The 22,079-nt window shown below is 69.7% G+C and carries 19 protein-coding genes; 6 read left to right on the forward strand and 13 right to left on the reverse strand.

The genetic code is table 11. The annotated features are described in order from the left end of the window. Nucleotides 1-20: 20 nt before the first annotated feature. A complete protein-coding gene (locus ACGFJ2_RS53440; RefSeq protein WP_357946225.1) occupies nt 21-1,421 on the forward strand; it encodes an MFS transporter in 1,401 nt (466 codons plus the stop codon). On the opposite strand, the gene ACGFJ2_RS53445 is transcribed toward ACGFJ2_RS53440, so the two are convergent. After that, nucleotides 1,411-2,640, reverse strand: a complete 1,230-nt coding sequence (locus ACGFJ2_RS53445) for a cytochrome P450 (RefSeq protein WP_357946223.1) — start codon at nt 2,638-2,640, stop codon at nt 1,411-1,413. The genes ACGFJ2_RS53440 and ACGFJ2_RS53445 overlap by 11 nt on opposite strands. Before the next feature lie 67 nt (nt 2,641-2,707). Here ACGFJ2_RS53445 and ACGFJ2_RS53450 point away from each other — a divergent pair, with 67 nt between their 5' ends. Then, nucleotides 2,708-4,102 carry an FG-GAP and VCBS repeat-containing protein gene (locus ACGFJ2_RS53450; protein WP_358197515.1) on the forward strand — a complete coding sequence of 465 codons (1,395 nt, stop codon included), beginning with the start codon at nt 2,708-2,710 and terminating at the stop codon, nt 4,100-4,102. A 109-nt stretch (nt 4,103-4,211) separates the two neighbouring features. Here ACGFJ2_RS53450 and ACGFJ2_RS53455 read toward each other — a convergent pair whose 3' ends face one another. From ACGFJ2_RS53455 to ACGFJ2_RS53480, 6 genes are read right to left on the reverse strand one after another with little or no spacing between them, the layout of a single operon-like run. Then, nucleotides 4,212-5,084 carry an ATP-binding cassette domain-containing protein gene (locus tag ACGFJ2_RS53455; RefSeq protein ID WP_358197527.1) on the reverse strand — a complete coding sequence of 291 codons (873 nt, stop codon included), beginning with the start codon at nt 5,082-5,084 and terminating at the stop codon, nt 4,212-4,214. Further along, complete coding sequence (locus ACGFJ2_RS53460) at nt 5,077-6,126, reverse strand: ABC transporter ATP-binding protein (protein WP_357946215.1); 1,050 nt, start codon at nt 6,124-6,126, stop codon at nt 5,077-5,079. The genes ACGFJ2_RS53455 and ACGFJ2_RS53460 overlap by 8 nt, the downstream gene beginning before the upstream one ends. Further along, on the reverse strand, nt 6,123-7,001 hold the full coding sequence (locus tag ACGFJ2_RS53465; protein ID WP_357946212.1) for an ABC transporter permease: 879 nt from the start codon (nt 6,999-7,001) through the stop codon (nt 6,123-6,125). The genes ACGFJ2_RS53460 and ACGFJ2_RS53465 overlap by 4 nt, the downstream gene beginning before the upstream one ends. Then, on the reverse strand, nt 6,998-7,948 hold the full coding sequence (locus ACGFJ2_RS53470; protein WP_358197553.1) for an ABC transporter permease: 951 nt from the start codon (nt 7,946-7,948) through the stop codon (nt 6,998-7,000). The genes ACGFJ2_RS53465 and ACGFJ2_RS53470 overlap by 4 nt, the downstream gene beginning before the upstream one ends. Before the next feature lie 16 nt (nt 7,949-7,964). Beyond that, nucleotides 7,965-9,491 (reverse strand): ABC transporter substrate-binding protein, encoded by a 1,527-nt coding sequence (locus ACGFJ2_RS53475; RefSeq protein ID WP_393482087.1) that lies wholly within the window; start codon nt 9,489-9,491, stop codon nt 7,965-7,967. Further along, nucleotides 9,488-9,667 carry a hypothetical protein gene (locus ACGFJ2_RS53480; protein WP_357946204.1) on the reverse strand — a complete coding sequence of 60 codons (180 nt, stop codon included), beginning with the start codon at nt 9,665-9,667 and terminating at the stop codon, nt 9,488-9,490. The genes ACGFJ2_RS53475 and ACGFJ2_RS53480 overlap by 4 nt, the downstream gene beginning before the upstream one ends. A gap of 119 nt (nt 9,668-9,786) precedes the next feature. Here ACGFJ2_RS53480 and ACGFJ2_RS53485 point away from each other — a divergent pair, with 119 nt between their 5' ends. From ACGFJ2_RS53485 to ACGFJ2_RS53495, 3 genes are all read left to right on the forward strand, one after another. Further along, nucleotides 9,787-11,247, forward strand: a complete 1,461-nt coding sequence (locus tag ACGFJ2_RS53485) for an amidase (protein WP_393482090.1) — start codon at nt 9,787-9,789, stop codon at nt 11,245-11,247. Next, on the forward strand, nt 11,244-12,008 hold the full coding sequence (locus ACGFJ2_RS53490) for a FadR/GntR family transcriptional regulator (protein ID WP_358197577.1): 765 nt from the start codon (nt 11,244-11,246) through the stop codon (nt 12,006-12,008). Before ACGFJ2_RS53485 ends, ACGFJ2_RS53490 begins: the two co-directional genes overlap by 4 nt. 137 nt (nt 12,009-12,145) lie before the next feature. After that, nucleotides 12,146-14,413, forward strand: a complete 2,268-nt coding sequence (locus ACGFJ2_RS53495; RefSeq protein ID WP_393482093.1) for an arylsulfatase — start codon at nt 12,146-12,148, stop codon at nt 14,411-14,413. An 8-nt stretch (nt 14,414-14,421) separates the two neighbouring features. On the opposite strand, the gene ACGFJ2_RS53500 is transcribed toward ACGFJ2_RS53495, so the two are convergent. Genes ACGFJ2_RS53500 through ACGFJ2_RS53525 form a run of 6 tightly spaced genes read right to left on the reverse strand, consistent with a single transcriptional unit; the run spans nt 14,422 to nt 20,340 of the window. Next, nucleotides 14,422-15,948: a sensor histidine kinase gene (locus ACGFJ2_RS53500; protein WP_393482096.1), complete on the reverse strand. Its 1,527-nt coding sequence runs from the start codon at nt 15,946-15,948 to the stop codon at nt 14,422-14,424. Nucleotides 15,949-15,974: 26 nt separating this feature from the next. After that, nucleotides 15,975-16,667, reverse strand: a complete 693-nt coding sequence (locus ACGFJ2_RS53505) for a response regulator transcription factor (RefSeq protein ID WP_225291483.1) — start codon at nt 16,665-16,667, stop codon at nt 15,975-15,977. Then, nucleotides 16,664-17,206 (reverse strand): hypothetical protein, encoded by a 543-nt coding sequence (locus tag ACGFJ2_RS53510; RefSeq protein WP_393482099.1) that lies wholly within the window; start codon nt 17,204-17,206, stop codon nt 16,664-16,666. Before ACGFJ2_RS53510 ends, ACGFJ2_RS53505 begins: the two co-directional genes overlap by 4 nt. 22 nt (nt 17,207-17,228) lie before the next feature. After that, nucleotides 17,229-18,503, reverse strand: a complete 1,275-nt coding sequence (locus ACGFJ2_RS53515; RefSeq protein ID WP_393482102.1) for an ABC transporter permease — start codon at nt 18,501-18,503, stop codon at nt 17,229-17,231. Continuing rightward, entirely contained in the window at nt 18,500-19,231 is a 732-nt protein-coding gene (locus ACGFJ2_RS53520; RefSeq protein WP_357946184.1) for an ABC transporter ATP-binding protein, read from the reverse strand. Before ACGFJ2_RS53520 ends, ACGFJ2_RS53515 begins: the two co-directional genes overlap by 4 nt. Next, entirely contained in the window at nt 19,228-20,340 is a 1,113-nt protein-coding gene (locus ACGFJ2_RS53525) for an efflux RND transporter periplasmic adaptor subunit (protein ID WP_393482105.1), read from the reverse strand. Before ACGFJ2_RS53525 ends, ACGFJ2_RS53520 begins: the two co-directional genes overlap by 4 nt. Nucleotides 20,341-20,517: 177 nt before the next feature. On the opposite strand from ACGFJ2_RS53525, the gene ACGFJ2_RS53530 reads away from it, so the two are divergent. After that, complete coding sequence (locus ACGFJ2_RS53530) at nt 20,518-22,050, forward strand: efflux RND transporter periplasmic adaptor subunit (protein WP_393482108.1); 1,533 nt, start codon at nt 20,518-20,520, stop codon at nt 22,048-22,050. Nucleotides 22,051-22,079 lie beyond the last annotated feature (29 nt).

Here is a 22,079-nt window from a genome sequence, read left to right on the forward strand (position 1 = left end):
GAGGTGACAGGATTGCCCTCATGCAGGACGACCACGTAGCGCTCAAATCCGCCCGAGGGCGCTGGATCCTGGCGGCCACCGTGCTGGGCTCCGGGATGGCCATGCTCGACAGCACCGTAGTGAACGTCGCGCTGCCCTTCCTCGGCGACGACCTCGACGCGGACATGGCCGGCCTGCAGTGGACGATCAACGCCTACACGCTCACCCTGGCCGGGCTGATCCTGCTGGGCGGCTCGCTCGGTGACCGCTACGGCAGGCGCAAGGTGTTCCTGATCGGCACGGTCTGGTTCGCGCTGGCCTCGGCGCTGTGCGGGCTCTCGCCGAACGTCGAGTTCCTGGTGGCCGCCCGCGCGCTGCAAGGCGTCGGCGGCGCGCTGCTCACCCCGGGGTCGCTGGCGATCATCCAGGCGTCGTTCGTCAGGGACGACCGGCCGCGCGCGGTCGGCGCCTGGTCAGGGCTGGGTGGGGTGGCCGCCGCGATCGGTCCGCTGCTGGGCGGGGTGCTGGTGCAGACGGCGGGCTGGCGGTGGGCGTTCCTGCTCAACCTGCCCGTCGCGGCGCTGGTCGTGCTGGTCACGGTGCGGCACGTGCCCGAGAGCAGGGATGAGCAGGCCGCGGGCCGGTTCGACGTGCTGGGGGCGGTGCTGGCGGCGCTGGCCCTGGCATTCCTCACCTACGGCCTGATCGAGAAGGGGGCGACGATCCCGCTGATCGCGGGGGTGGCGCTGGGCGTGGCGTTCGTGGTGCTGGAGAAGCGCAGGTCCCCCGACGCGCTGGTGCCGGTGAGCATCTTCCGGGACCGGGTGTTCACGGCCGTGAACGTGGTGACGCTGATCATGTACGCGGCCATGGGCGTGGTGTTCTTCCTGCTCGTCGTGCAGTTGCAGGTGGTGTCCGGGTTCGCGGCGACCCCGGCCGGGCTGTCGCTGCTGCCGACGACCATCCTGATGCTGCTGCTGTCGGCGCGCGCCGGTGAGGTGGCCAAGCGCTACGGCCCGCGCTGGCCCATGACGATCGGCATCCTGGTGGCCGGGCTCGGTTTCCTCCTGATGAGCACGATCGGTTTCGGCGCCTCGTACGTTCTTCAGGTCATCCCCGCGGTCACGGTGTTCGGGCTCGGTCTGTCGGCGGCGGTGGCGCCGCTGACCGCGACCGTGCTGGCCACCGTCGAAGAGCGCCACGCGGGTACGGCCAGCGGCGTCAACAACGCGGTGGCCCGTACCGGCAGCCTGCTCGCGGTGGCCGCCGTGCCGCCCCTGGTCGGCCTGGTCGGCGACGCCTTCAAGAACCCGCCCGTCTTCAACGCGGGCTTCCACACCGCGATGCTGATCAGCGCCGCGATGATGGTCGTCGCGGCACTGATCACCTTCCTGACGATCAGGAGGAACGTCCTGGCCCCGGAAGAGCAGCTCAGAACGTGAACCCCTGACTGCGGACGCTGTTGTCGAAGTTGGACAGCAGCAGCTCCGGCTCGCCGACCGCGCGGATCTCCGGCAACCTGGTCAGCAGCACGCGGAACATCGTCCGCATCTCCTGCCTGGCCAGGTTGGCGCCCAGGCAGAAGTGCGGGCCCGGCCCGCCGAAGCCGACGTGCGGCTTGGTCTCGCGGGTGATGTCGAAACTGTCGGGATCGGGGAAGACCGTCTCGTCACGGTTGGCCGAGCCGTAGAAGAGGACCACCTTGTCGCCCTTCTTCAGCTCCAGGCCGCGCAGGGAGTAGTCCTGGGTCAGCGTGCGCCGGAACTGCATGATCGGCGACACATAGCGGACCATCTCCTCGATCGCGTTGCCGATGCGGCCGTCGAAGTCCTCCATCAGCAGGTCGCGCTGCGCGGGGTTGTCGGTGAGCAGCTTGATGCCGTGGGCCATCGTGTTGCGCGCGGTCTCGTTGCCCGCCACCAGGAGCAGGGCGAAGAAGGAGCCGAGCTCGCGGTCGGTGAGCTTCTCGCCGTCGGGGTTGGCGGTGACCAGCAGGGACACCAGGTCGCCTTGGGGATCGGCGGCCCGCTCGTGCCCCAGCTTGATCACCATGCGCTGGAGGGCGAGCAGGGCCAGCATGTTCTGGCCGGCCAGCTGAACGCTGCGGGCCAGGCTGGGGCGTACGCCGGTGTAGGCGGTGGAGACGTCTACGTGTTCGTGGACCTTCGCCCGCAGGTCGTCGGGGATGCCCATCATGTCGCAGATGACGTGAATGGGGAGCCGGGCCGCGACCTGGCCGACGAAGTCGCGCGGGCCCTGCTCGATGACGTCGTCGACGATCCGCTCGCACGCGGCCTCGATGTCGTCCTGCAGACCGGAGAGCATGCGCGGGCTGAACGAGCGGGTGACGATGCGCCGCAACCGGGCGTGGCGCGGGTCGTCCATGTTGACCATCGACTCGCCGAACACCTGCTTGACCCAGCCGGGCGGCTCCGGGTTGGTGACGGCGGGCTCGCTGGAGAAGACCTTGGCGTCGCGGCTGGCCTCGACCACGTCCGCGTGCCTGACCAGGGCGTAGAAGCCGCTGCCTGACCGGAGGAAGGGCACCTTCTTCTCTGGGAAGAACACGGGGTGCTCTAACTGCCGGAGTCTGGCGAACGCCTCATGCCGGGCCTTGGGGGACTGGCGCCAGAAACCCAGATCCGCGAGGTCGATGTCCACCCGCCTATCCTGGCACGTTCCCGTAGCGTTAAGACCTGGTTCGGTCGGGGCGGAAATACCTACCTGTATGAACGCACTGCTAGCCGCCTGCCTGGTTCTTCCCCTCGTTTCGGGTACGAGTCACGCCGCGGCTCCGTCGTGTGGCGGATCCCCTTCCGACTTCGACGGCGACGGCCGTCCCGATCTGGCGGTGGCCGCCCCCTACGACAACCGGCGGGCCGGCTCCGTGACGGTCGTCTACGGCAGCGGGCGCAAGGAGAAGCTGACCCAGGAGGGCGCCGAGCCGGGTGACTCGTTCGGCTCGGCTCTGGCGGTGGGCGACTTCAACGCGGACGGATGCGCCGACCTGGCGGTGGGCGTGTCAGAGGAGTTCGTGGGCGAGCGCGTGCCGGGGGCCGACGGCAACGGCGTCGTCGAGCTGTTCCACGGCTCGCCCACGGGCCTGCGGCCGGGCAAGGAGCTGGCGCCGGCGAAGCCGTCGAGCGACCGGTTCGGGGCATCGCTGGCCGCCGGTGACTTCGACGGTGACGGACGCGACGAGCTCGCGGTGGGCGCCCCTGGCCACCGTACGGGCGGGGGCGTCACGATCTACTGGATGAAGGGCCGCAAGCCGTACCAGATCACTCAGAAGACCCCCTGGGTACGGCAGGCGGCAAGCGTGACGGACCAGTGGGGCGCGGCCCTGGCGACCGGCGACTTCAACGGCGACGGGCGGGCCGAGCTGGCCGTGGGCGCCCCCGCCGACAGCGTCACCCAGGACGGCCAGGGCTCCGTCACCGTCATCGACGTGCGGGGCCGGCGGGCCGGGCTGCTCACCCAGAGCAGCCCCGGGATCAAGGGCTCGGCGGAGAAGTGGGACGCCTTCGGGGCGGCGCTGACGACCGGCGACTTCGACGCCGACGGGCACGACGACCTGGCCGTTGGCGTACCCGGCGAAGGGCTGAGCGCCAACCAGCGGGCGATGGACTACGGCGACGGGGCCGTGCACGTCCTGTACGGGAGCGGTAGCGCGCTGCTGCGCGGCGCCCGGTCGGAGATGTGGACGCAACGGCTGCTCAAGGGCACGCCCCGCTACTACGACCGGTTCGGCGCCGCGCTGGCGGCCGGGGACTTCAACGGCGACGGCGACGACGAGCTGGCCGTCGGCGTACCCGGAGAGAAGGGGGTCCAAGTGCTGGCCGGGGCCAGGAAGGGCGGGCTGACGAAGGACGGCAACCTGCTCATCAAGGGCAAGGGGCGCGATTTCGGCGCGTCCCTGGCCGCGCTGCCCGCGCTCGGCGGGCGCTACCGGCAGCTCACCAAGGAGCGTCCGCTGTACGGGCTGGTGGTGGCGGCGCCGGACCAGGGCAAGGTGCTGTACGTGCCCGGCTCGCGTCAGACGGGCCTGCGTCCCGGACTGCTCCCGAGAAAGGTCCGCGAGCTGAGCAGCGGCCCCGGTCTGTACGGCTACGCGTTCGGCTGATCCCGGTCTGAGAGGCGAGGCGATACACACTTGTCGCCGATGGGAAGACCCGCGGGACTCCCCACGGGCCAGTCGCCGCCGGCGGGTTGGACGTGGGCGGTCACGGTCGCTACTCCCGGTTGAGGTCGGCCGCCGACACACCCGACAGTGCCTTGCCCAGAGTCGGAACGGCGGCGATGAGCCTACGTGTGTAGGAATGTTGCGGTTCCTCGTACACCTGCTCCGTGGACCCGATCTCCACGATCTCCCCGGCATGCATGACCGCGACCCGGTCGCACACATGACGTACCACGGACAGGTCGTGGGAGACGAAGACCAGCGTGAGGGACAACTCGTCGACGAGGTCGGCGATGAGGTTGAGCACTTGGGCCCGGACGGACACGTCCAGGGCGCTCACCGGCTCGTCCGCCACGATGATCTTCGGGCGGGGGGCGAGAGCGCGCGCGATCGAGATGCGCTGCCGCTGGCCGCCGGAGAACTGGTGTGGATACCGGTCCGCCGCGTCGGCTCGCAGGCCGACGGCCTCGAGCAACTCGGCCACCCGCTCCTTGCGATTCCGGTGCCCCTGCGCGACGAGCGGCTCGGCCACGATGTCGCCAACGCGCATGCGCGGGTCCAGCGAACTCATCGGGTCCTGGAACACGAGTTGGAGCCGCTCGCGGACGAACCGGAGCCGGCTCTCCCGGAGCCCGGTGATGTCCCGGCCGTCGATCGCGACGCTGCCGCTGGTGGGGCGGTCGAGCCCGGCCAGAATGCGCAGCAGGGTCGACTTGCCGCACCCCGACTCGCCCACGATGCCGAACCGCTGCCCCTGGGGGACGGCGAAGCTGACGCCGCGCAGGGCGTGCACCGGCGGGCTGGGGTGGCGCAGCGAGGTACGAGGCCGTCGGTAGTCGCGCGTGACGTCACGGACGCTGATGGCGTCCGCGGGGCCGGTCTGCGACCCGGGTGCGAGGGGGGCGCTGGTCGGCTGCTCAGCCACGGCCGGCCTCCTGGTTCATGGGTGTGCCGGTCCCGCGTGCGCCGCTCTCGGATACCGGGTGGAAGCAGGCGTAGCCGGAGTCCGGCCCGGTAGGGACCCATTCCGGCCTGGTGGCGCAGACGTCGGTCGCCTGAGCGCACCTGTTTCTGAAGACGCATCCGGCGGGGAAGCGGCCCGCCGGCGGAACCGACCCGCCGATCGTGGCCAGCCGACCGCGGTCGTCGACCACGGTCAGGTCCGACGCGCCGATCAGGCCCTGGGTGTAGCGGTGCCGGGGGCGCGTGAACACCTCCCGGACCGGGCCGGACTCGATCAACCGCCCGCCGTACATGACCATGACCCGCTCGCAGACGGTGGCCACCACGGCCAGGTCGTGGGTGATGAAGAGCATGGCCGACCTGCGTTCCTGGACACCCCGCACGATCAGGTCGAGCACCCGCGCCTGCACCGTGACGTCGAGCGCGGTGGTGGGTTCGTCGCAGACCAGGAGCGCGGGGTCGTTCGCGAGGGCGATGGCCAGCACCACCCGCTGCCGCTGGCCTCCGGAGAACTGGTGCGGGTAGGCGGTCGCGGCGGCCGCGGGATCGGGCAGCCCCACCTGGGCGAGCAGTTCCACGGCGGCGGCTTGGGCGGACGCGCGGTCGGGCCTGGTCCGGTGGATCAGCAGCACCTCGGCGATCTGCCGCCCGACCCTCATGGTGGGGTTCAGAGCGGTCATGGGCTCCTGGAAGACCATGGCGATCTCCTTGCCCCGCACCCGGGACATCCGCGCCTCGTCGGCACCCACCAGGTCGTGGTCGACTCCGGCGAGCCGCACCGAGCCCGTGGCCCGGAGCCCCTCAGGCAGCAGCCCCATGACGCTCAGCGCGGTCAGCGACTTGCCCGACCCCGATTCACCGATCAGACCGACCCGCTCGCCGGCCCGGATGGTGAAGTCGACATCTTCGAGGAGCTTGAGGTCGCCCACCGCGACGTCGAGATTCCGCACGGCCAGGACGTCGTCCGGCCCGGCGGCCGGCGTCGTGTCAGGTGCCGGGGTCATCGGCGGTCCTCCAGCTTGGGGTCGAAACGGTCGCGCAGGCCGTCACCGAGCAGGTTGAAGCCGAGCACCGCCACCGCGATCGCGATGCCCGGGAACACGGCGAGCCGGGGAGCGGACCACAGCATCTCCTGGCTCTCCTGCAGCATCCGGCCCCAGGACGGTACCGGGGGCGGGGTGCCGAAGCCCAGGAAGGACAGCGCGGCTTCGGCGAGTACGGCGATGGCGAAACCGACCGACGACTGGACGATGACGAGACTGCTGACGTTGGGCAGGACATGCCGCAGGCCGATCGAGAACGGCCTGCGGCCCGCCGCGCGCGCCGCGATGACGTACTCGGTCTTCATGACCTGCAGCGTGCCGCTGCGGGTCAGCCGGGCGAAATGGGGGATGGACGCGATGCCGATGGCGACCATCGCGACCAGCGTGCTGGCGCCGTACACGGCGGCGAACATGATGGTCAGCAGGAGCGCCGGGAAGGCGAGAAGCAGGTCGTTGCCGCGCATCAGGAGCTCGCCGAACCAGCGGGGCGCCATCCCGGCGACAATGCCAAGGGGCACTCCGACCAGGGCGGCGACTCCCACCGCCACGAAGCCGACGAACAGCGTGGTGCGCGAGCCCACCAGGATCTGGCTGAACACGTCGCGGCCGAACTTGTCCGTGCCGAACCAGTACTCCAGCGACGGCTTCCGCAGCCGCGCCATGGCGTTCACCAGGGTCGGGTCGTGCGGGGTCCACACGAAGGACAGCAGCGCCATGCCGAGCACGACCGAGACGATGAGACCGCCCACCAGAAGGCTGCCTGTTATCGGGCGGCGCCGCCGACGGCCGTCGGGCACCGTGGACGCGGCAGCGGCTTCCGTGTCCAGAGCACTCATGACGCACCGGCCCTGAGCCGTGGGTCGATCATCAGGTAGATCACGTCCACCAGGAAGTTCACCAGCAGCACCGCCATTGCGATGATCATGACCACGTCCTGCACCATGATGAGGTCCCGGTTGGAGACGCTGTCCAGCAGCAGGCTGCCGAGCCCGGGGATGACGAAGACCCGTTCGATGACGACCGCGCCCACCAGCAGCGTGGCGAGCTGCAACGCCATGACGGTGACCACGGGCACCGCCGCGTTCCGCAGGCCGTGCCGCAGCAGTGCCCGCGTCGGGCGAAGTCCTTTGGCCCGAGCGGTGCGCAGATAGTCCTCCCGGAGGACGTCGAGCACGGCGCTGCGGACGTAGCGGGTGAGCACCGCCCCCTGCACCAGGCCGAGGGACAGCGCGGGCAGCACCAGCTGCTTGAGGAACAGGACCGGATCCTGCGCCGGGGGTGTCCAGCCGTTCGCCGGCAGCCACCCGAGCCCCACCGCGAACACGGTGATCAGGAGGATGCCCGCGAGGAAGGCAGGGACGGCCACGCCGACTTGGGACAGGGCCGAGAGAATGAGCCCGGACGGCCTGCGGTGCCGCATGGCCATGAGCGTGGCCATGGGGACCGCCAGGACACAGGCGAGCACCATCGCGGTGCCGACGAGCCACAGGGTGACCAGAAGGCGGTCGGCGATCTGCGGGCCGATCGGCGTGTGTGAGATGTAGGAGTTCCCCGGGTCGAAGGTCACCAGTCCGTGTACCCAGCTGAGGTACTGGGCCGCGAGCGGCCGGTTGAGCCCGAACTCCGCGCGCAGCTGCGCCACCGCCGTGTCCGACGCGTTGACGCCGAGGGCGACACGGGCCGGATCCCCTGGCAGCACCGCCATGAACGCGAACACCATCACGGAGCTCACGACAAGGCTGGCCAGGAGGATCGCGACCCGCTGCACCAGACGGACGATCATCGGTTGACGCCGCCTTTCACGAGCGGCCCAGACCGGTGAGATCCAGTGACTCGGAGACGGAGTTCACGGGCAGGCCGGTGATGTCCTTGTCCGCCACCATCAGGTTCGGCAGCAGGAACAGCCAGTCGGCCGCGGCGTCCTTGGACAGCAACCGGGCGGCCTCCCGCATATGGGTGATCTCCTGCTCCTGAGTGCCCTCGTCCGCCTTCTGCAGCAACGCGCGGAATTCAGGGTTGTCGTAGCGGGTGTAGTAGGTCTTGTTCCCGAACACCGTATAGATGTCGCGGGGCTCCACATGGGAGATGATGGACATGTCATAGTCGGCGTTCTTGAACACGGTGGTCAGCCAGGCGGCGGGAAACTCCAGCTGGTCGAGCTCGACCTTGAACCCGGCCTGTTCTAGCTGGCTCTTGACCACGGTGCCGCACGCGGTGGCATAAGGCAGCGTCGGAAGCCGCAGCCGCAGCGTGGTGCCGGCTTCGCCGGACTCCTCGAGGAGCTTCTTGGCCTTGCCGATGTCGTACGGATACTCGTTCGCGAGGTCCTCGTACCACGGGTCGGTCGGCGGGACCATGCTGCCGATGAGCTTGCCGCGGCCTGCCCAGCAGGTGTCCACGAGGGCTTTGTGGTCGATGGCGTAGCGGACTGCCTGGCGGGCCTTCAGATTCTTCAGCGGGCCCGAGCCGTTGTTGAAGGAGAGGACCACCTCGCCGTTGGTCGAGCCTTCGATGATCTGGTACTTCGGGTTGTTCTGGAACCGGTCCAGAGCATCCGGGGGCTGCATCGTGCCGATCACGTTGATGGTGCCCGTGAGCAGCGCGTTGTGCATGGCCGTCGGGTCCTTGAAGTACTTGAGGGTGACCGACGCGAAGTGCGGTTTGGGCCCCCAGTAGCCATCATTGCGGGCCAGCGTGATCGAGTCGCCGCGGGTCCACGACTTCAGCGCGTACGGGCCGGTGCCCACCGGCTCGGTGGCCAGCTTGCTCACGCCGGTCCGGCTGAACATCGCGCCTACGCGGGTGGTCATCCAGTACAGCCAGTTGTTGCTCGGCTCTTTCAGGGTGACCTTCAGTTCGGTGGGCGACACCGCCTGCACCGTGTCGACGACGTCCATCCGGGACTTCAGCGCTATCGTCCAGCCGGACGTGACGCGTTCGATGGAGAACTTGGCGTCCTCGGCCGTGAACGGCGCGCCATTGCTGAACTTGGCGTCCTTCACCAACTGGAACGTGTATGTCTTGCGGTCCTTGGACAGGGTCCACGACGTGGCCAGATCGGGCTCTATCTTCCCGGACTGGTCCGCCTTCACCAGGTTCTCGTAGACGTTGTACAGCAGTGCCTGCGGAATGGCCGCACCTTCGGTTTTGGTGAAGTCGAGGTTGGCCGGCTCGGCGACGAGGCCGATCTTCAGGGTGTCGCCCGCAGGGCCGCCGGTGCTGTTTCCCGCTGTCGTGGACCCGGCCGAGCAGGCTGTCAGCAGCAGCGATGCGAGCGCGGCCGCGACCGTCCCGAGGTGCCGCGTCCGCCGCTTGTTGGGTTTCATAGGTTCCACCCCTGGCTTTCCATCGTGTTCAGGAGGTCGAACGAGGTCACGTCGAGCCGGTGGCCGTCAACCTCCAGCGCGCTCTGGAGCGCGGGCACGGTCGCCGCGACGACCTCAGGGCCGATTCCGTCGCCCGGTATGAGGGCGAGCCGCACGACCTTGGTGTCCCTCGTCATAGACGCCACCTTCCGCATGACTGGCCTGACCAGTAAGCTCACTTGCAGGTACCGTGGCGACTGAAGCTGCACTTGTCAAGGGTTCCAATGCCCCACGCATCGCGACCGAAGGAGAGCGGGTGCTCACGGAACACGGTCTGGCCGCCATGTCGGCCGTCGAGATGGTGGCCGGATTCGCTGACCGCACCTTGTCGCCGGTCGAAGTCCACGACGCCGTCCAGTCGGTGATCGAGGCGCGTGAGAGCGTGCTCAACGCGTTCTGGGTGCGGGATCCAGCCGAGTCCCGCAAGGCGGCCCTGGCCAGCCAGGCCCGATGGGCGGCGGGGGAACCGCTCGGGCCGATCGACGGCGTGCCTGTGACGCTGAAGGAGAACATCGCCCGCAGGGGCGTCCCCATGCCCTCGGGCAACGCGGGGGTCGAGCCGGTCATCCCCGAGGTGGACGCGCCCATCACCGCGCGGGTCGTCGAATCCGGTGGGGTGATACTCGGGTCGTCCGTGATGCCGGACTGGGGCATGCTCTCCTCGGGGGTCTCCAGCCGGCACGGCATTGCGCGCAGCCCCTGGAACGCCGCCTGGACCACGGGCGGTTCCAGTTCCGGTGCGGGGGCCGCGGCCGCCGGAGGATACGGCCCGCTCCACGTCGGCACCGACATCGGGGGTTCGATCCGGCTGCCGGGCACCTGGCTGGGCCTCGCCACGCTCAAGCCCAGCTACGGGAGGATCCCGCTGGACACCCCGTACCTGGGGCGCACCGCCGGCCCCATGACGCGCACCGTGTCGGACGCGGCCCTGTTCATGCGTGTCCTGAGCAGGCCGGATCCCCGGGACTGGTCAAGCCTGCCACCGCAGGACATCGACTGGTCGGCGCTGGACGGCGAGGTACGCGGGCTGCGGGTGGGCGTGCACCTGGACGCCGGTTGCGGGGAGCCATGCGACGCCGAGATCCTCGCCGCGGTGAACCGCGCCGCCGCGGTCTTCGAGGCGGCGGGAGCCGTCGTGGAGCCGGTCGAGCCGTTCATGAGCCAAGATCTCCTCGACGACCTGGATCTGTTCTGGCGGGTGCGGTCCTGGAACGACTTCCGCGAACTGGCGCCCGAGGCCGGGCTGCGCGTCCACCCCTACGTCATCCAATGGTGCCAGGGGGGTGCGGACATATCGGGCACAAGGCTACTCCAGTGCTACCAGCAGATCATGCGCATTCAGGCGCGGACCGTGGCGGCGACGCTTCCCTACGACCTCGTGCTCTCACCGGTCGCTCCGGTGGCGGCGTTTCCCGCTGAGCAGCCAATGCCGTTCATGGGGGACGGGAAGACCATGTCCCACATCGGCTTCACCGCGCCGTACAACATGTCGGGGCAACCCGCGGCGACCGTCAACTGCGGCTTTACGGCGGACCGTCGGCCCATCGGGGTGCAGATCGCGGGCCGCCGCTTCGACGATCTCGGCGTCTTGAGGGCGGCGGCGTGGTACGAACGGAACCGACCTGCCGATGCGGTCCCGCGCTGGCCGGACAGCGTCCCCGGGGCGCCCACCGGGGAGAAGACGACATGGACCACGCTCGAGGGGAAGAAGCCATGAGTGACGGGGCACAGTTCCGGCAGGTTTCGCCGGTACGGCTCTACCAGCGCATCGTCGAGCAGATCGAGCAAGCGATCGCTCGAGGTGACCTGAAGCCCGGTCAACGGCTGCCGAGCGAACGAGAGCTGGTGACGCAGTTTGGGGCGAGCCGCCCCACAGTGCGAGAGGCCTTGCGCGTGCTGGAGAGCAACGGGCTCGTCCGCTCGCGTCCGGGTGACCCGAACGGCCCAGAGATCCTGCCGTTCTCGTCGGCCGGTCTGACCAAGGAGATGACCCGGCTCGTCCAGTTCGACAACATGTCGATGGCCGAGTTGATCTCGTTCCGCATGATCCTCGACGGGTCGGCGAGCTTGCTGGCGGCTCGGCTGCGGTCCGAGGAGGAGCTGTCCTCCATGGAACGGACGATCGCCGTCATGTCGGACGCGATCGAGGCAGGGTACGAGGAGTTCAGCAAGGCGGACGTCGCATTCCATGAGGCGGTGGCCCGGGCCGGCCGCAACTCCCTCATCGAGGTCTGCAACCAGGTGGTCCGGGACGCTGTCCTCTCGCTGATCTCGGACAAGGTCGCCCACGCGCTCAACAGCACGGCGCTCATGCGAGAGTCGCTCCACCACCACCAGGAGGTGCTGGAGGCGATCAGGGAACGGGACGGCTTGGCGGCGGCACGCATCTCGCGGCGCAATCTCTACGACTACTACGCCGGCTACGTCACCGAGAACGAGCAAGGGCTGCTGCTCGCGCTCGTGGACGAAGAGCCCTGAACCTTCCTCGGAACCTCCAGGGGCTGCCGACCGCGCCAAGCCTTCGAATCCCACCTGTCCGATCGCCGCGCCGCTCAGCAGATGTGATGAGTGCGGACCCCGCTGCGGTCACATGTCCACGCAAAGGAGCGTCCTGGATGACCAACGCCTCTCCGCATCCGCCGGCCGCGAGCGCTACCTTCCACGGCAAGATCGGCATGACCTACGAGGAGTCGACTCCGTGGTGGCCCGAACCGCAGGCACTTCCCGAGGACACACCCAATGTCGTGATAATCGTGCTCGACGACGTCGGCTTCTCCGACCTCGGCTGCTTCGGCTCTGACATCGACACCCCGGCCATGGACGCCCTGGCCGCCGGCGGCCTTCGCTACACGAACTTCCACACCACCACGCTGTGTTCGCCGACCCGGGCCGCCCTGCTGACCGGCCGGAACCACCACTCCGTCGGTATGCGCATGCTGTCCAACTTCGACACCGGCTTCCCCAGCGGTCGCGGACGGATCACCAGGGCCGCCGCGACGCTGTCCGAGGTGCTGCGCGACAGCGGCTTCAACACCATGGCCGTGGGCAAGTGGCACCTGGCGCCGATGGAACAGACCACCGCGTCCGGGCCGTACACCCAGTGGCCGCTGTCTCGCGGGTTCGAGCGCTACTACGGATTTCTGGAAGCGGAGACGGACAGCTTCTATCCGGAACTGTTCTACGACAACCACGCCGTGGCTCCGCCGAAGAGCCCGGAAGAGGGCTACCACCTCAGTGAGGACCTGGTCGACCGGGCCATCGAATTCATCACCGACCAGACTTCGGTCACTCCGGACAAGCCCTTCTTCCTGTACCTGGGGTTCGGCGCGGCGCACGCCCCGCACCAGGCTCCCCGGGAATACCTGGAGAAGTACCGGGGCCGGTTCGACCACGGCTGGGACGCCGAGCGCGCCACCCGGCACGCCCGCCAGATCGAACGGGGCATCCTGCCGCCCGGCACCGAATTGGCGCCGCGCAACCCCGGGGTCGTTCCCTTCGACGAACTGTCGGACGACGAGAAGAAGCTGTCCGTACGCCTTCAGGAGGCCTACGCGGCGATGGTCGACCATACCGACCACCACATCGGCCGGCTGATGGAGTTCCTGGAGCGGATGGGCCGGATGGAGAACACCATCACCATCCTGCTCTCGGACAACGGGGCCAGCCAGGAAGGCGGTCAGAAGGGTTCGCTCAACCCCACGGCATTTCAGAACGGCGTCCCCGAGGACCTCGAGGAGATGGTCGCGCGGATCGATGAGATCGGCACCACACGAGCTCACTCCAACTACCCCTGGGGCTGGGCGCAGGCGGGCAACACGCCGTTCAAGCGCTACAAGCAGAACACCCACGAAGGTGGCGTCCGCTGCCCGCTCATCGTGCGGTGGCCCCGGGGGCTGCCGCGCACCGACGAGATCAGGCAGCAGTTCCACCATGTCACCGACATCGTCCCGACCCTCTTCGAACTGCTCGGTCTGCGGGCTCCCGCGGTCTACAACGGCATCCCGCAACTGCCGATACACGGTGTCAGCATGGCCTATACCTTCGACTCGCCGACCGAGCCGACGCGCAAGGAAGCCCAGTACTTCGAAATGTTCGGGCATCGCGCGGTCTGGCACGACGGCTGGAAAGCCGTCGCCTTCCACCAACGCGGAACGCCCTTCGACGCGGACCGATGGGAGCTCTACCACCACGACACCGACTTCTCGGAATGCAACGACCTGGCGCAGGCGCGGCCCGAGCAACTGGAGAAGATGGTCTCCCGCTTCTGGGCGGAAGCCGGGAAATACGATGTGCTGCCGCTGGACGATCACGGATTCGCCTACCGGGCGAAGATTCCGCGTCCCGGCTCTCCACGCATGCGCACCACCTTCACCTACTACCCCGGCATGGCTCATCTGCCCGGCGCCGCAGTGCCGCCAGTGATGAACCGCGGGCACCGCATCACCGCGTTCGTCGACCGGACCACCGCGGCAGACGAGGGTGTCCTGGTGTCCCTGGGCAACATCAGCAGCGGATACGTCCTGTATGTCAAGGACAACCGGCTGGTCTACGAGTACAACTTCCTCGGCACCCGGTACGCGGTGACCTCGGCGGAAGACCTCCCGATCGGCCCGGCGGAGCTGACCTTCGAATTCGTCAAGACCGGTGACATGCGGGGCGTCGGACATCTGTACGTGTCAGGAAAGCCGGTCGGCACCGAGGCCATTGCGCGGGTCCTCCCGCACTTCCTGGGATGGCAGGGCCTCGACATCGGCCGGGACACCCTGTCGCCCTCCTCACCCAACTATGACGGCGAATTCGCGTTCACCGGAAAGTTGGAGAAGGTCGTCTTCACGGTCGCGCCGGACGAAGAAAGCAAGGAACCCTTCGAGCGAATCGACTGAAAAGTGGGCTAAAGACCGTGCGGTTGAGACGTGGCCTGCCCGCTCGGCTGACGCTGAGGGCGGGTGGCCTGGGACGACGGGGCGAGCGGAAGCGTGACGCGGAAGGTGGCGCCCTTGCCCGGCTCGCTCGACGCGGACACGCTGCCCCCGTGCGCCTCCACGAGCGTGGCCGCGATCGACAGCCCCAGCCCGGCACCGCCGGAGCTGCGCGCCGGATCGGCCCGGTAGAACCGCTCGAACACCCGCTCGGCCACCTCCGGTGAGAACCCGGGCCCCTCGTCGGCCACCTCGACGACGGCCTGCCCGTCACGCGCGCCGACCCCGACGGTGAAGGCCGTGCCCGGCGGCGTGTGGCTGAGCGCGTTGCCCACCAGGTTGCCCAGCACCTGCCCGAGCCGCGGTTCGTCACCGGTCACGAACACCGGCCCCTCGCTCCCGTACAGCATGACCAGCTCGATCTTCCGGTCCGGCGCGAGCGTCTGGGCGTCGATCACCGCGGTGGCGGCGAGGCTGAGCACGTCGACGGGCTGTTCGCCGAGCTCGCGGCGCTGGTCGAGCCTGGCCAGCAGCAGCATGTCCTCGACCAGCAGGCCCATCCGCGCGGCCTGCCCCTCGATCCGGCTCAGCAGCCGGGTCGCCTCCGCCAGGTCCTTGTCCGCCCCGAGCCGGAACAGCTCGGCGAACCCCCTGATCGAGGTGAGCGGGGTACGCAGCTCGTGCGAGGCGTCGGCCATGAACCTGCGGGTCAGCTCCTCCGAGCGCTGGGCCGACCGGGCCGACTCGCGGGCCGATTCGGCCGCCGCCTCGCGCTCGCGCACGGCCACCTCGATGCGGGCGAGCATGCCGTTCAGGGCCCGGCCGAGCTTGCCGACCTCGGTGGTGGCTGACCAGAGTGGTACGCGGCGGGACAGGTCGCCGTCCGCGATGTGGCGGGCGGTCCGCTCGATCTCCCCCAAAGGGCGCAGGCTCCGCCGTACGAGCCAGTAACAGGCGAAACCGAGCACCACGAGGGTGCCGCCACCGCCGACCGCCACGATGAGCAGCAGCTGGGAGACCGTGTCGTCCAGGTCGCCCAGGCTGATCGCGATGATCCTGCTGTCGCCGTCGCGGCCCGGCATGGCCACGGCCCGCCAGGAGGGTCCCTGCGGGTCCTGCGACTCGACGGTGAACGGCTGCCCGGCCATGAGCGCGACGTCGGTGCTGGTGAGCCTGGGCAGCTTGGGGATGTGCGTCTCGGTCGACTCGGTCATGGTCCGGATCTTGACGCCGGTGGAGTCCACGAGCACCGAGTGGAACAGGCCGAAGAAGCGCTGCGGGCGTGGGCCCGGCTGCGGCTCAGGAGGCGGCGGCGCGCCCCGCCACGGCACGCTGGCGGCACGCAACTGCTGGTCGACGCGCTCGACGAGATAGCCGCGCAGCAGCCGTACGGCGAACAGCCCGGTCAGCGTGATGGCCAGCGTGACCATCAGCAAGGTCGCCGAGACGAGCCGCAGCCACAGCGGCGTCCGCGCGAGATACCTCCTCAGTCCTGCCATTCGGGAAGCCATTCGGGAAGCCGCGGTCAATCCTTGGGCGGGCGCAGGATGTAGCCGACGCCACGCAGGGTGTGCAGGTATCTCCGCTCGCCGGTGTCGATCTTGCGGCGCAGATAGGAGACGTACGACTCGACGAGCCCCACGTCGGTGCGCCAGTCGCCGTTCCAGACGTGGTCGAGGATCTGCGTCTTGGACAGCACCCGGCCCGCGTTGAGCATGAAGTAGAGCAGCAGCCGGTATTCGGTGGGCGACAGCCGCACCTGGACGCCGTCGCGCCACACCTCGTGCGTCTCCTCGTCCAACTCCAGGTCGGCGATGCGCAGCCGGTTCGGCGGCGGCGCGCCCCGCCGGGTACGGCGCAGCACCGCGCGGATGCGGGCGATGACCTCCTCCAGGCTGAACGGCTTGGTCACGTAGTCCTCGCCGAGCCCCAGCCCGGCGAGCCGGTCCTCCGGCGTGTCCTTGGCCGTCACGAACAGCACCGGGACCCGGCGGCCGCGGGACCGCAGCCTGCCCGCGACCGCCAGGCCGTCCAGGTCGGGCAGCATGACGTCCAGCATGACCAGGTCGGGCGTGCTCTGCTCGGCCACCCGCAGGGCCTCCTTGCCGTCGGCCGCCGTCAGCACCTCGAACCCGGCCATCCGCAGGCTGGCGGAGAACAGCTCCCTGATGTTGGGCTCGTCGTCCACCACCAGCAGCCTGGCCTCCGGCTCGGTCATCTGCCGACTCCCCCCTGGCTGATCGAGGTGGCGGCCACCGAGCCGTCCCCGCCCTTCTCCCCGCGGACCACGACGTTGGTACCGGTCCGCAGGTCGGCCAGCTTGCCCGGCTTGGTCACCTGGACCGTGGTCGCGTCGGTGGTGGTGACCGTGACCGTGGAGCCGTCCATGGTCTTGACGTAGATCTTGCCGCCTTCGACCTTCTCGACCGTGCCCACGGTGCCGCCGCCCGCGCCGCCCATCCTCTGACCGTACCCGCCTGGCATCTGCTGCCGGCCACCTGGCTGCTGACCGTACCCGCCGGGCTGCCTGCCCTGCTGGCCGTACCCGCCGGGCATCTGCCGGCCGCCCGGCTGCATGGCGGCGGTCGTGTCGGGGGCGCCCAGCGCCTTCTGCGCCTGGATGCCGATCACCACCCCGGCGACCAGCACCACGCCCGCGATCAGTCCGAGCGTCACCTTCGACATCGGCTTGCGCGGCTGGACGGCCAGCTCGCTGTCCAGATCATCCGGATACGGCGAGCCGTCGAGTTTGGCCATTTCTGTCTCCTTCGGGGGTCCGTCACTCATGGCGCAGGGCCTGGATCGGCCTCAACTTGGCCGCCCTGTTGGCGGGATAACTGCCGAAGAACAATCCGATGCCGACGGAGACGCCCAGCGCGAGCGCGACCGACGACGGTACGAGCACCGGCTGGATGCCCGCGACGGTGAAGCGGGTGCCCAGGAAGGCCACCAGCACCCCGGAGAGCCCACCGACCAGGCTGAGCAGCGTGGCCTCCATCAGGAACTGGCCCAGGATCGCGCTCCTGGGCGCGCCGATGGCCTTGCGGATGCCGATCTCCCTGGTCCGCTCCGTGACGGTCACCAGCATGATGTTGGTGATGCCGATGCCGCCGACCAGCAGCGAGATCGCCGCGACCGCGCCGAGCAGCACGGTGAACGTGCCGGTCGCCGCGCTGACGGTCTCCTGCAGGGTGGCCTGGTTGAGGATCCGGAAGTCGGCCGAGGCGGTGCCGGTGATGCCGTGCCGCTGGTTGAGGATGGCCGTGACCTCCGACTGCGCCGACTCCGTCGCCGTCGAGCCGCCGGCCTGCACGACGATCGAGTTGAGCGAGCCGAACCCGGTCAGGCTCTGCTGTACGGCCGGCAGCGGCGCGATGGCCACGTCGTCGGCGTCCTGGCCACCCGTCGACCCGGTCTCCTTCAGCACGCCGACGACAGTGAACGGCACTCCGGAGACCGTCACCTGCTTGCCGATCGGGTCGAGGGTGCCGAACAGCTCCTCGACCACGGTCTGCCCGAGCACCACGACCTTCCTGGCGGCCAGGACGTCGTCGTTGAAGAAGTACGTGCCCTTGGTCACCGGCTTGTTCGTGGCCTCGAAGTAGCTCGGGTAGGTGCCGACGAGCTGGGCGATCGAGTGGCTGGCCGCCCCGTAGGTGGTGGCGGCCGAGGAGGCGGTCACGACCGGCGAGACCGACTTGACCGACGGGGCCACCGTCTTGTCGGTCAGGGCCTTGGCGTCGGCGAGGGTGAGCGGCCTGGCCTGGGTACGCGGGCCGGTGTTCTGCTGCCCGCCGCCGGGTCCCCCGCCGCCGCCCCGCCCGAAGCCGCCGCCACCACCGCCACCGCCCGCGAAGGACTGGGAGATCGTCAGCGTGTTGGCGCCGAGCCGCTGGATGTTCTTCTGGATGCTCTGCGAGGAGCCCTCGCCGACGGCGACCAGCATGATGACCGCGGCGACGCCGATGAGGATGCCGAGCGTGGTCAGCGAGCTGCGCATCTTGTTGGCCAGCAGCCCGCGCAGGGCGAAGCGCAGGACCTCGAACTGGTTCATCGAGCGACCTCCGCCATCCGCGGCGGCGGCCCGTCGATCGGGCCCTGCCGGACGTCTTCCACGATCTCGCCGTCCACCAGCCTGATGACCCGCTTGGCGTGCGCCGCCACGTCGTTCTCGTGCGTGATGAGCACGATCGTGCGGCCCGAGTCGCTGAGCCTGTCCATGATCTCCAGTACGTCCTGCGTGGAGGCGGTGTCGAGGTTGCCGGTGGGCTCGTCGGCCAGCAGGAGGGCGGGGGCGGTGATGAGCGCCCTGGCCACGGCCACGCGTTGCTGCTGGCCGCCGGACAGCTGGTTGGGCTCGTGGTGGACGCGGTCCGACAGTCCGACCTGCTCCAGCGCGGCCAGCGCGCGCCTGCGCCGCTCGGCCTGGCCGATGCCGCCGTAGACCAGCGGCAGCTCGACGTTGGCCAGCGCGCTCATGCGCGGGATCAGGTTGAAGGACTGGAAGACGAAGCCGACCCGGCGGTTGCGCAGCTTGGCCAGCTGGTGTTCGTCGAGCTGCCCGACGTCGGCGCCGTCGATCAGGTAGCGGCCGGTGGTGGGCACGTCCAGGCAGCCGAGGATGTTCATCAGCGTCGACTTGCCGGAGCCGGAGGCGCCCATGATGGCGACGTAGTCTCCCTGCTCGACGTCGAGGTTCACCCCGCGCAGCGCCCGTACCCTGGCGTCGCCCTCGCCGTACTCCTTGACCAGGTTCTGCACGCGCAGGACAGGAGCGGTCATCGCCCGCCTCCCGGCATCGGGCCGCCACCGGGGAAGCCGCCGCCGAAGCCGCCCTGCCGCTGGTTGTTGCCGGTGCCCGTGGTCGTGGTGGCCGGCGGGACGATCTGGTCGCCTTCGGAGACGCCGGACTTGATCTCGGTCAGCGAGGCGCCCTGTACGCCCACCTCGACCGGGGTTCTGATCTGCTGGCCGTTCTTGAGCAGGGTGACCGTGTTCTGTCCGCCGCTGGTGGAGATCGCGGTGGAAGGTACGGAGATGACGTTCTCCGCCACGCCGGTCACCACCTCCACGGTGGTGGTCTGCCCGAGTCGCACCTGTTTGGGGACCTTGGTGAAGGAGATCGTCACCGGATACTGCACAACGTTGTTGCTGGTGGCGGCGACCGGCTCGATCTGGGTGACCTTGCCGGTGGCGGTGACGCCCGGCAGCGCGTCGAACGTGACGGTGGCCGCCTGGCCGACCTTGAGCTTGCTGACGTCCGACTCGGTGAAGGTACCGACCAGCTGGAGTTTGCCGGTGTCGGCCAGATCGATGAACCCGGATCCCGATCCGCTGCCCGACTGGCTGCCGCCCTGCCCGCTCTGGCCGGTGCTTTGGCCGGTGCTCTGAGTGGTGGACGTGCCGGACCCGTTGGAGGAACCGCCGACGGTGCCGTTGACGGCCGTGACCGTGCCGCCGAACGGCGCTCGCAGCACCGTCGCCGCGGCCGTCCGCTGAGCCTCGCGGTAGGCGTTGCGCGCCTTGATGTAGGCGGCGTAGAGCTGGGCGGTCGAGGTCCCGTCGTCGACGGCGCTGTTGTATGTGGCGCGGGCGGCCGACAGGCTCTCCTGCGCCGCCGCGTCGTCGAGCCTGGCCAGGATATCGTCCTTGCGAACCTTGTCACCGGCCTTGACGTAGATGCGCTCGACCGTGCCGCTCGTGCCGAACGCGAGCGCTCTGCTCTTGGAGCTCTCCACCGCCCCCGAGGCGGACACCGAGGCGGTCACGGTGCCGCGCCCGGCGCTCACCGTGCGGGTGACCGTCTCACTCGCCACCTCGCCCGTGCCGAGCTGGGCGTACGCGAACGCGACCCCGCCCAGCAGGAGCACGCTCAGGGCTCCGTTGGTCATCAGCGCTCTGCGCCTTGTCGACACCTTCACAGGCGGTGACCCTTGCACACCAGTCTGCGCTGGAGCCGGGAGCTAGCTGAAGGTTCGCTGACAAAACCGGAGCATACGGAGACACACAGACAACTCTGAGCCCGCTCGCAGCCTCGTACCCACCTGTTCACGCCATGATGGGCCTTCATGAGATCGACTATCCCGCCGAAGGCGCTCAAACTCGGCGGGCTCGCGCTGGCCGTCCTGGTGGCCGGCTCCGGCCTGGTGCTGGCGCTCCGTGACGATTCGGAGCCCGCCGCCCAGGTACGGCTGGCGGCGGCCAAGCGGGGCGTCGTCACCGCCTCGGTCACGGCCGCGGGCAACACCGTGGACGGCTCGCGGCGTGACCTGGGCTTCGGCGGCTCCGGAACGGTGACCAAGGTCTACGTCAAGGTCGGCGCCAAGGTCAAGAAGGGGCAGGTGCTGGCCCGGGTGGACAGCCGGGCGGCCCGCGAGGGCTACACGGCCGCCACCGCCGACCTGGCCGCCGCCGAGGAGGCCCTCGAGACCGCCTCGGCCGCCGCCACCAGCACGGCCTCGTGCGCGCCGAGCAGCGGCGGCACGTCCGCCTCCGTCGCCGGGGCGGTCGCCGCCAAGGGCGCCTTCGGGCCTTCCGCGGTTCCTGTCGTGGACGCCGGCCCTACCAGCACGCTCACTCCGGGCACGACGCCGACCCCCCGGCCCACCTGGACGCCGACGCCGGAGCCCACGCCGAGCGGCCCCGAGCCGCAGCCCACCGTCACGGTGACCGTCACGGCCACGGCGACCGTCACCGCGACCGTCACGGCCACGCCGGAGGGCGGCCGGCCGTCAGCCTCGCCGACCGGCACCTCCACCGGCAAGCCGTCCGCCAAACCCACGGGGAAACCCACGGGTAAAGCCACCGGCAAGCCCACAGGTGAGGCCACCGGGAGGCCCACGGGAAAGCCGTCGACCGGCGCCTCGGGGCGGCCGACCGGGAAGGCCACGCCCGGAACCCGCCAGTCCCAGGGCGGCAGCCCCTGCGCCGGCACGAACGGCAAGGGCGGCATCAGCGAAGACCAGGCCGGCGCGAACGTCGACCGCGCCCAGGCCGCCCTTGAGCAGGCCGCCGACGCGGTGCGCGGCACCCGGATCGTGGCCCCCGCGTCCGGCACGGTTCTGTCGGTGGCGGGATCGGTCGGCGACACGGCGGGCACCAGTACGTTCATCAGCCTCGGCGACCTGAACGAGCTCCAGGTCGACGCGCTGGTCACCGAATCCGACGTGAACAAGCTCAAGCTCGGCCAGCAGGCGAGCATCACCCTGGCCACGCGGGGCGCGCAGAAGTACCCGGGCACGGTCACCCGCATCGCGCCGACCGCGACCGTGAGCGACCAGCTCGTCCGCTACTCGGTGACGCTCGCCTTCGACCAGCCGCCGCGCGGGCTGATGCTCGGGCAGACCGCCTCGGTGTCGGTGACGACGGGCACGGCCAATGACGGGATCTACGTACCCGCCGAGGCGGTGAAGAGCCGGGCCGACGGTACGAGCGTGGTCACCGTACGCTCGGGCGGACGCGACGCGGTACGGGCGGTGCGCACCGGGGTGCGCGGGGACCAATATGTGGAGATCACCTCGGGCCTGAGCGAGAGCGACCAGGTGGTCATGGCGGACAGCAGCACGGGCGAGTTCCCGGACGACAGCTGGCCGGAGAGCTGACCACCCACCGGCCGGGCCACATGGGGTGG

This window comes from Nonomuraea sp. NPDC049028 (assembly GCF_043197735.1).
Lineage (GTDB): Bacteria > Actinomycetota > Actinomycetes > Streptosporangiales > Streptosporangiaceae > Nonomuraea.

Bases quoted from the DNA above. Each gene is read 5' to 3' on its own strand.
- ACGFJ2_RS53505 (WP_225291483.1), bottom strand. From the start codon at position 16,667: ATGACCGAGCCGGAGGCCAGGCTGCTGGTGGTGGACGACGAGCCCAAC.
- ACGFJ2_RS53490 (WP_358197577.1), top strand. From the start codon at position 11,244: ATGAGTGACGGGGCACAGTTCCGGCAGGTTTCGCCGGTACGGCTCTAC.
- ACGFJ2_RS53520 (WP_357946184.1), bottom strand. From the start codon at position 19,231: ATGACCGCTCCTGTCCTGCGCGTGCAGAACCTGGTCAAGGAGTACGGC.
- ACGFJ2_RS53470 (WP_358197553.1), bottom strand. From the start codon at position 7,948: ATGATCGTCCGTCTGGTGCAGCGGGTCGCGATCCTCCTGGCCAGCCTT.
- ACGFJ2_RS53515 (WP_393482102.1), bottom strand. From the start codon at position 18,503: ATGAACCAGTTCGAGGTCCTGCGCTTCGCCCTGCGCGGGCTGCTGGCC.
- ACGFJ2_RS53500 (WP_393482096.1), bottom strand. From the start codon at position 15,948: ATGGCAGGACTGAGGAGGTATCTCGCGCGGACGCCGCTGTGGCTGCGG.
- ACGFJ2_RS53480 (WP_357946204.1), bottom strand. From the start codon at position 9,667: ATGACGAGGGACACCAAGGTCGTGCGGCTCGCCCTCATACCGGGCGAC.
- ACGFJ2_RS53510 (WP_393482099.1), bottom strand. From the start codon at position 17,206: ATGGCCAAACTCGACGGCTCGCCGTATCCGGATGATCTGGACAGCGAG.
- ACGFJ2_RS53465 (WP_357946212.1), bottom strand. From the start codon at position 7,001: ATGAGTGCTCTGGACACGGAAGCCGCTGCCGCGTCCACGGTGCCCGAC.
- ACGFJ2_RS53475 (WP_393482087.1), bottom strand. From the start codon at position 9,491: ATGAAACCCAACAAGCGGCGGACGCGGCACCTCGGGACGGTCGCGGCC.
- ACGFJ2_RS53460 (WP_357946215.1), bottom strand. From the start codon at position 6,126: ATGACCCCGGCACCTGACACGACGCCGGCCGCCGGGCCGGACGACGTC.
- ACGFJ2_RS53440 (WP_357946225.1), top strand. From the start codon at position 21: ATGCAGGACGACCACGTAGCGCTCAAATCCGCCCGAGGGCGCTGGATC.
- ACGFJ2_RS53450 (WP_358197515.1), top strand. From the start codon at position 2,708: ATGAACGCACTGCTAGCCGCCTGCCTGGTTCTTCCCCTCGTTTCGGGT.
- ACGFJ2_RS53530 (WP_393482108.1), top strand. From the start codon at position 20,518: ATGAGATCGACTATCCCGCCGAAGGCGCTCAAACTCGGCGGGCTCGCG.
- ACGFJ2_RS53495 (WP_393482093.1), top strand. From the start codon at position 12,146: ATGACCAACGCCTCTCCGCATCCGCCGGCCGCGAGCGCTACCTTCCAC.
- ACGFJ2_RS53525 (WP_393482105.1), bottom strand. From the start codon at position 20,340: ATGACCAACGGAGCCCTGAGCGTGCTCCTGCTGGGCGGGGTCGCGTTC.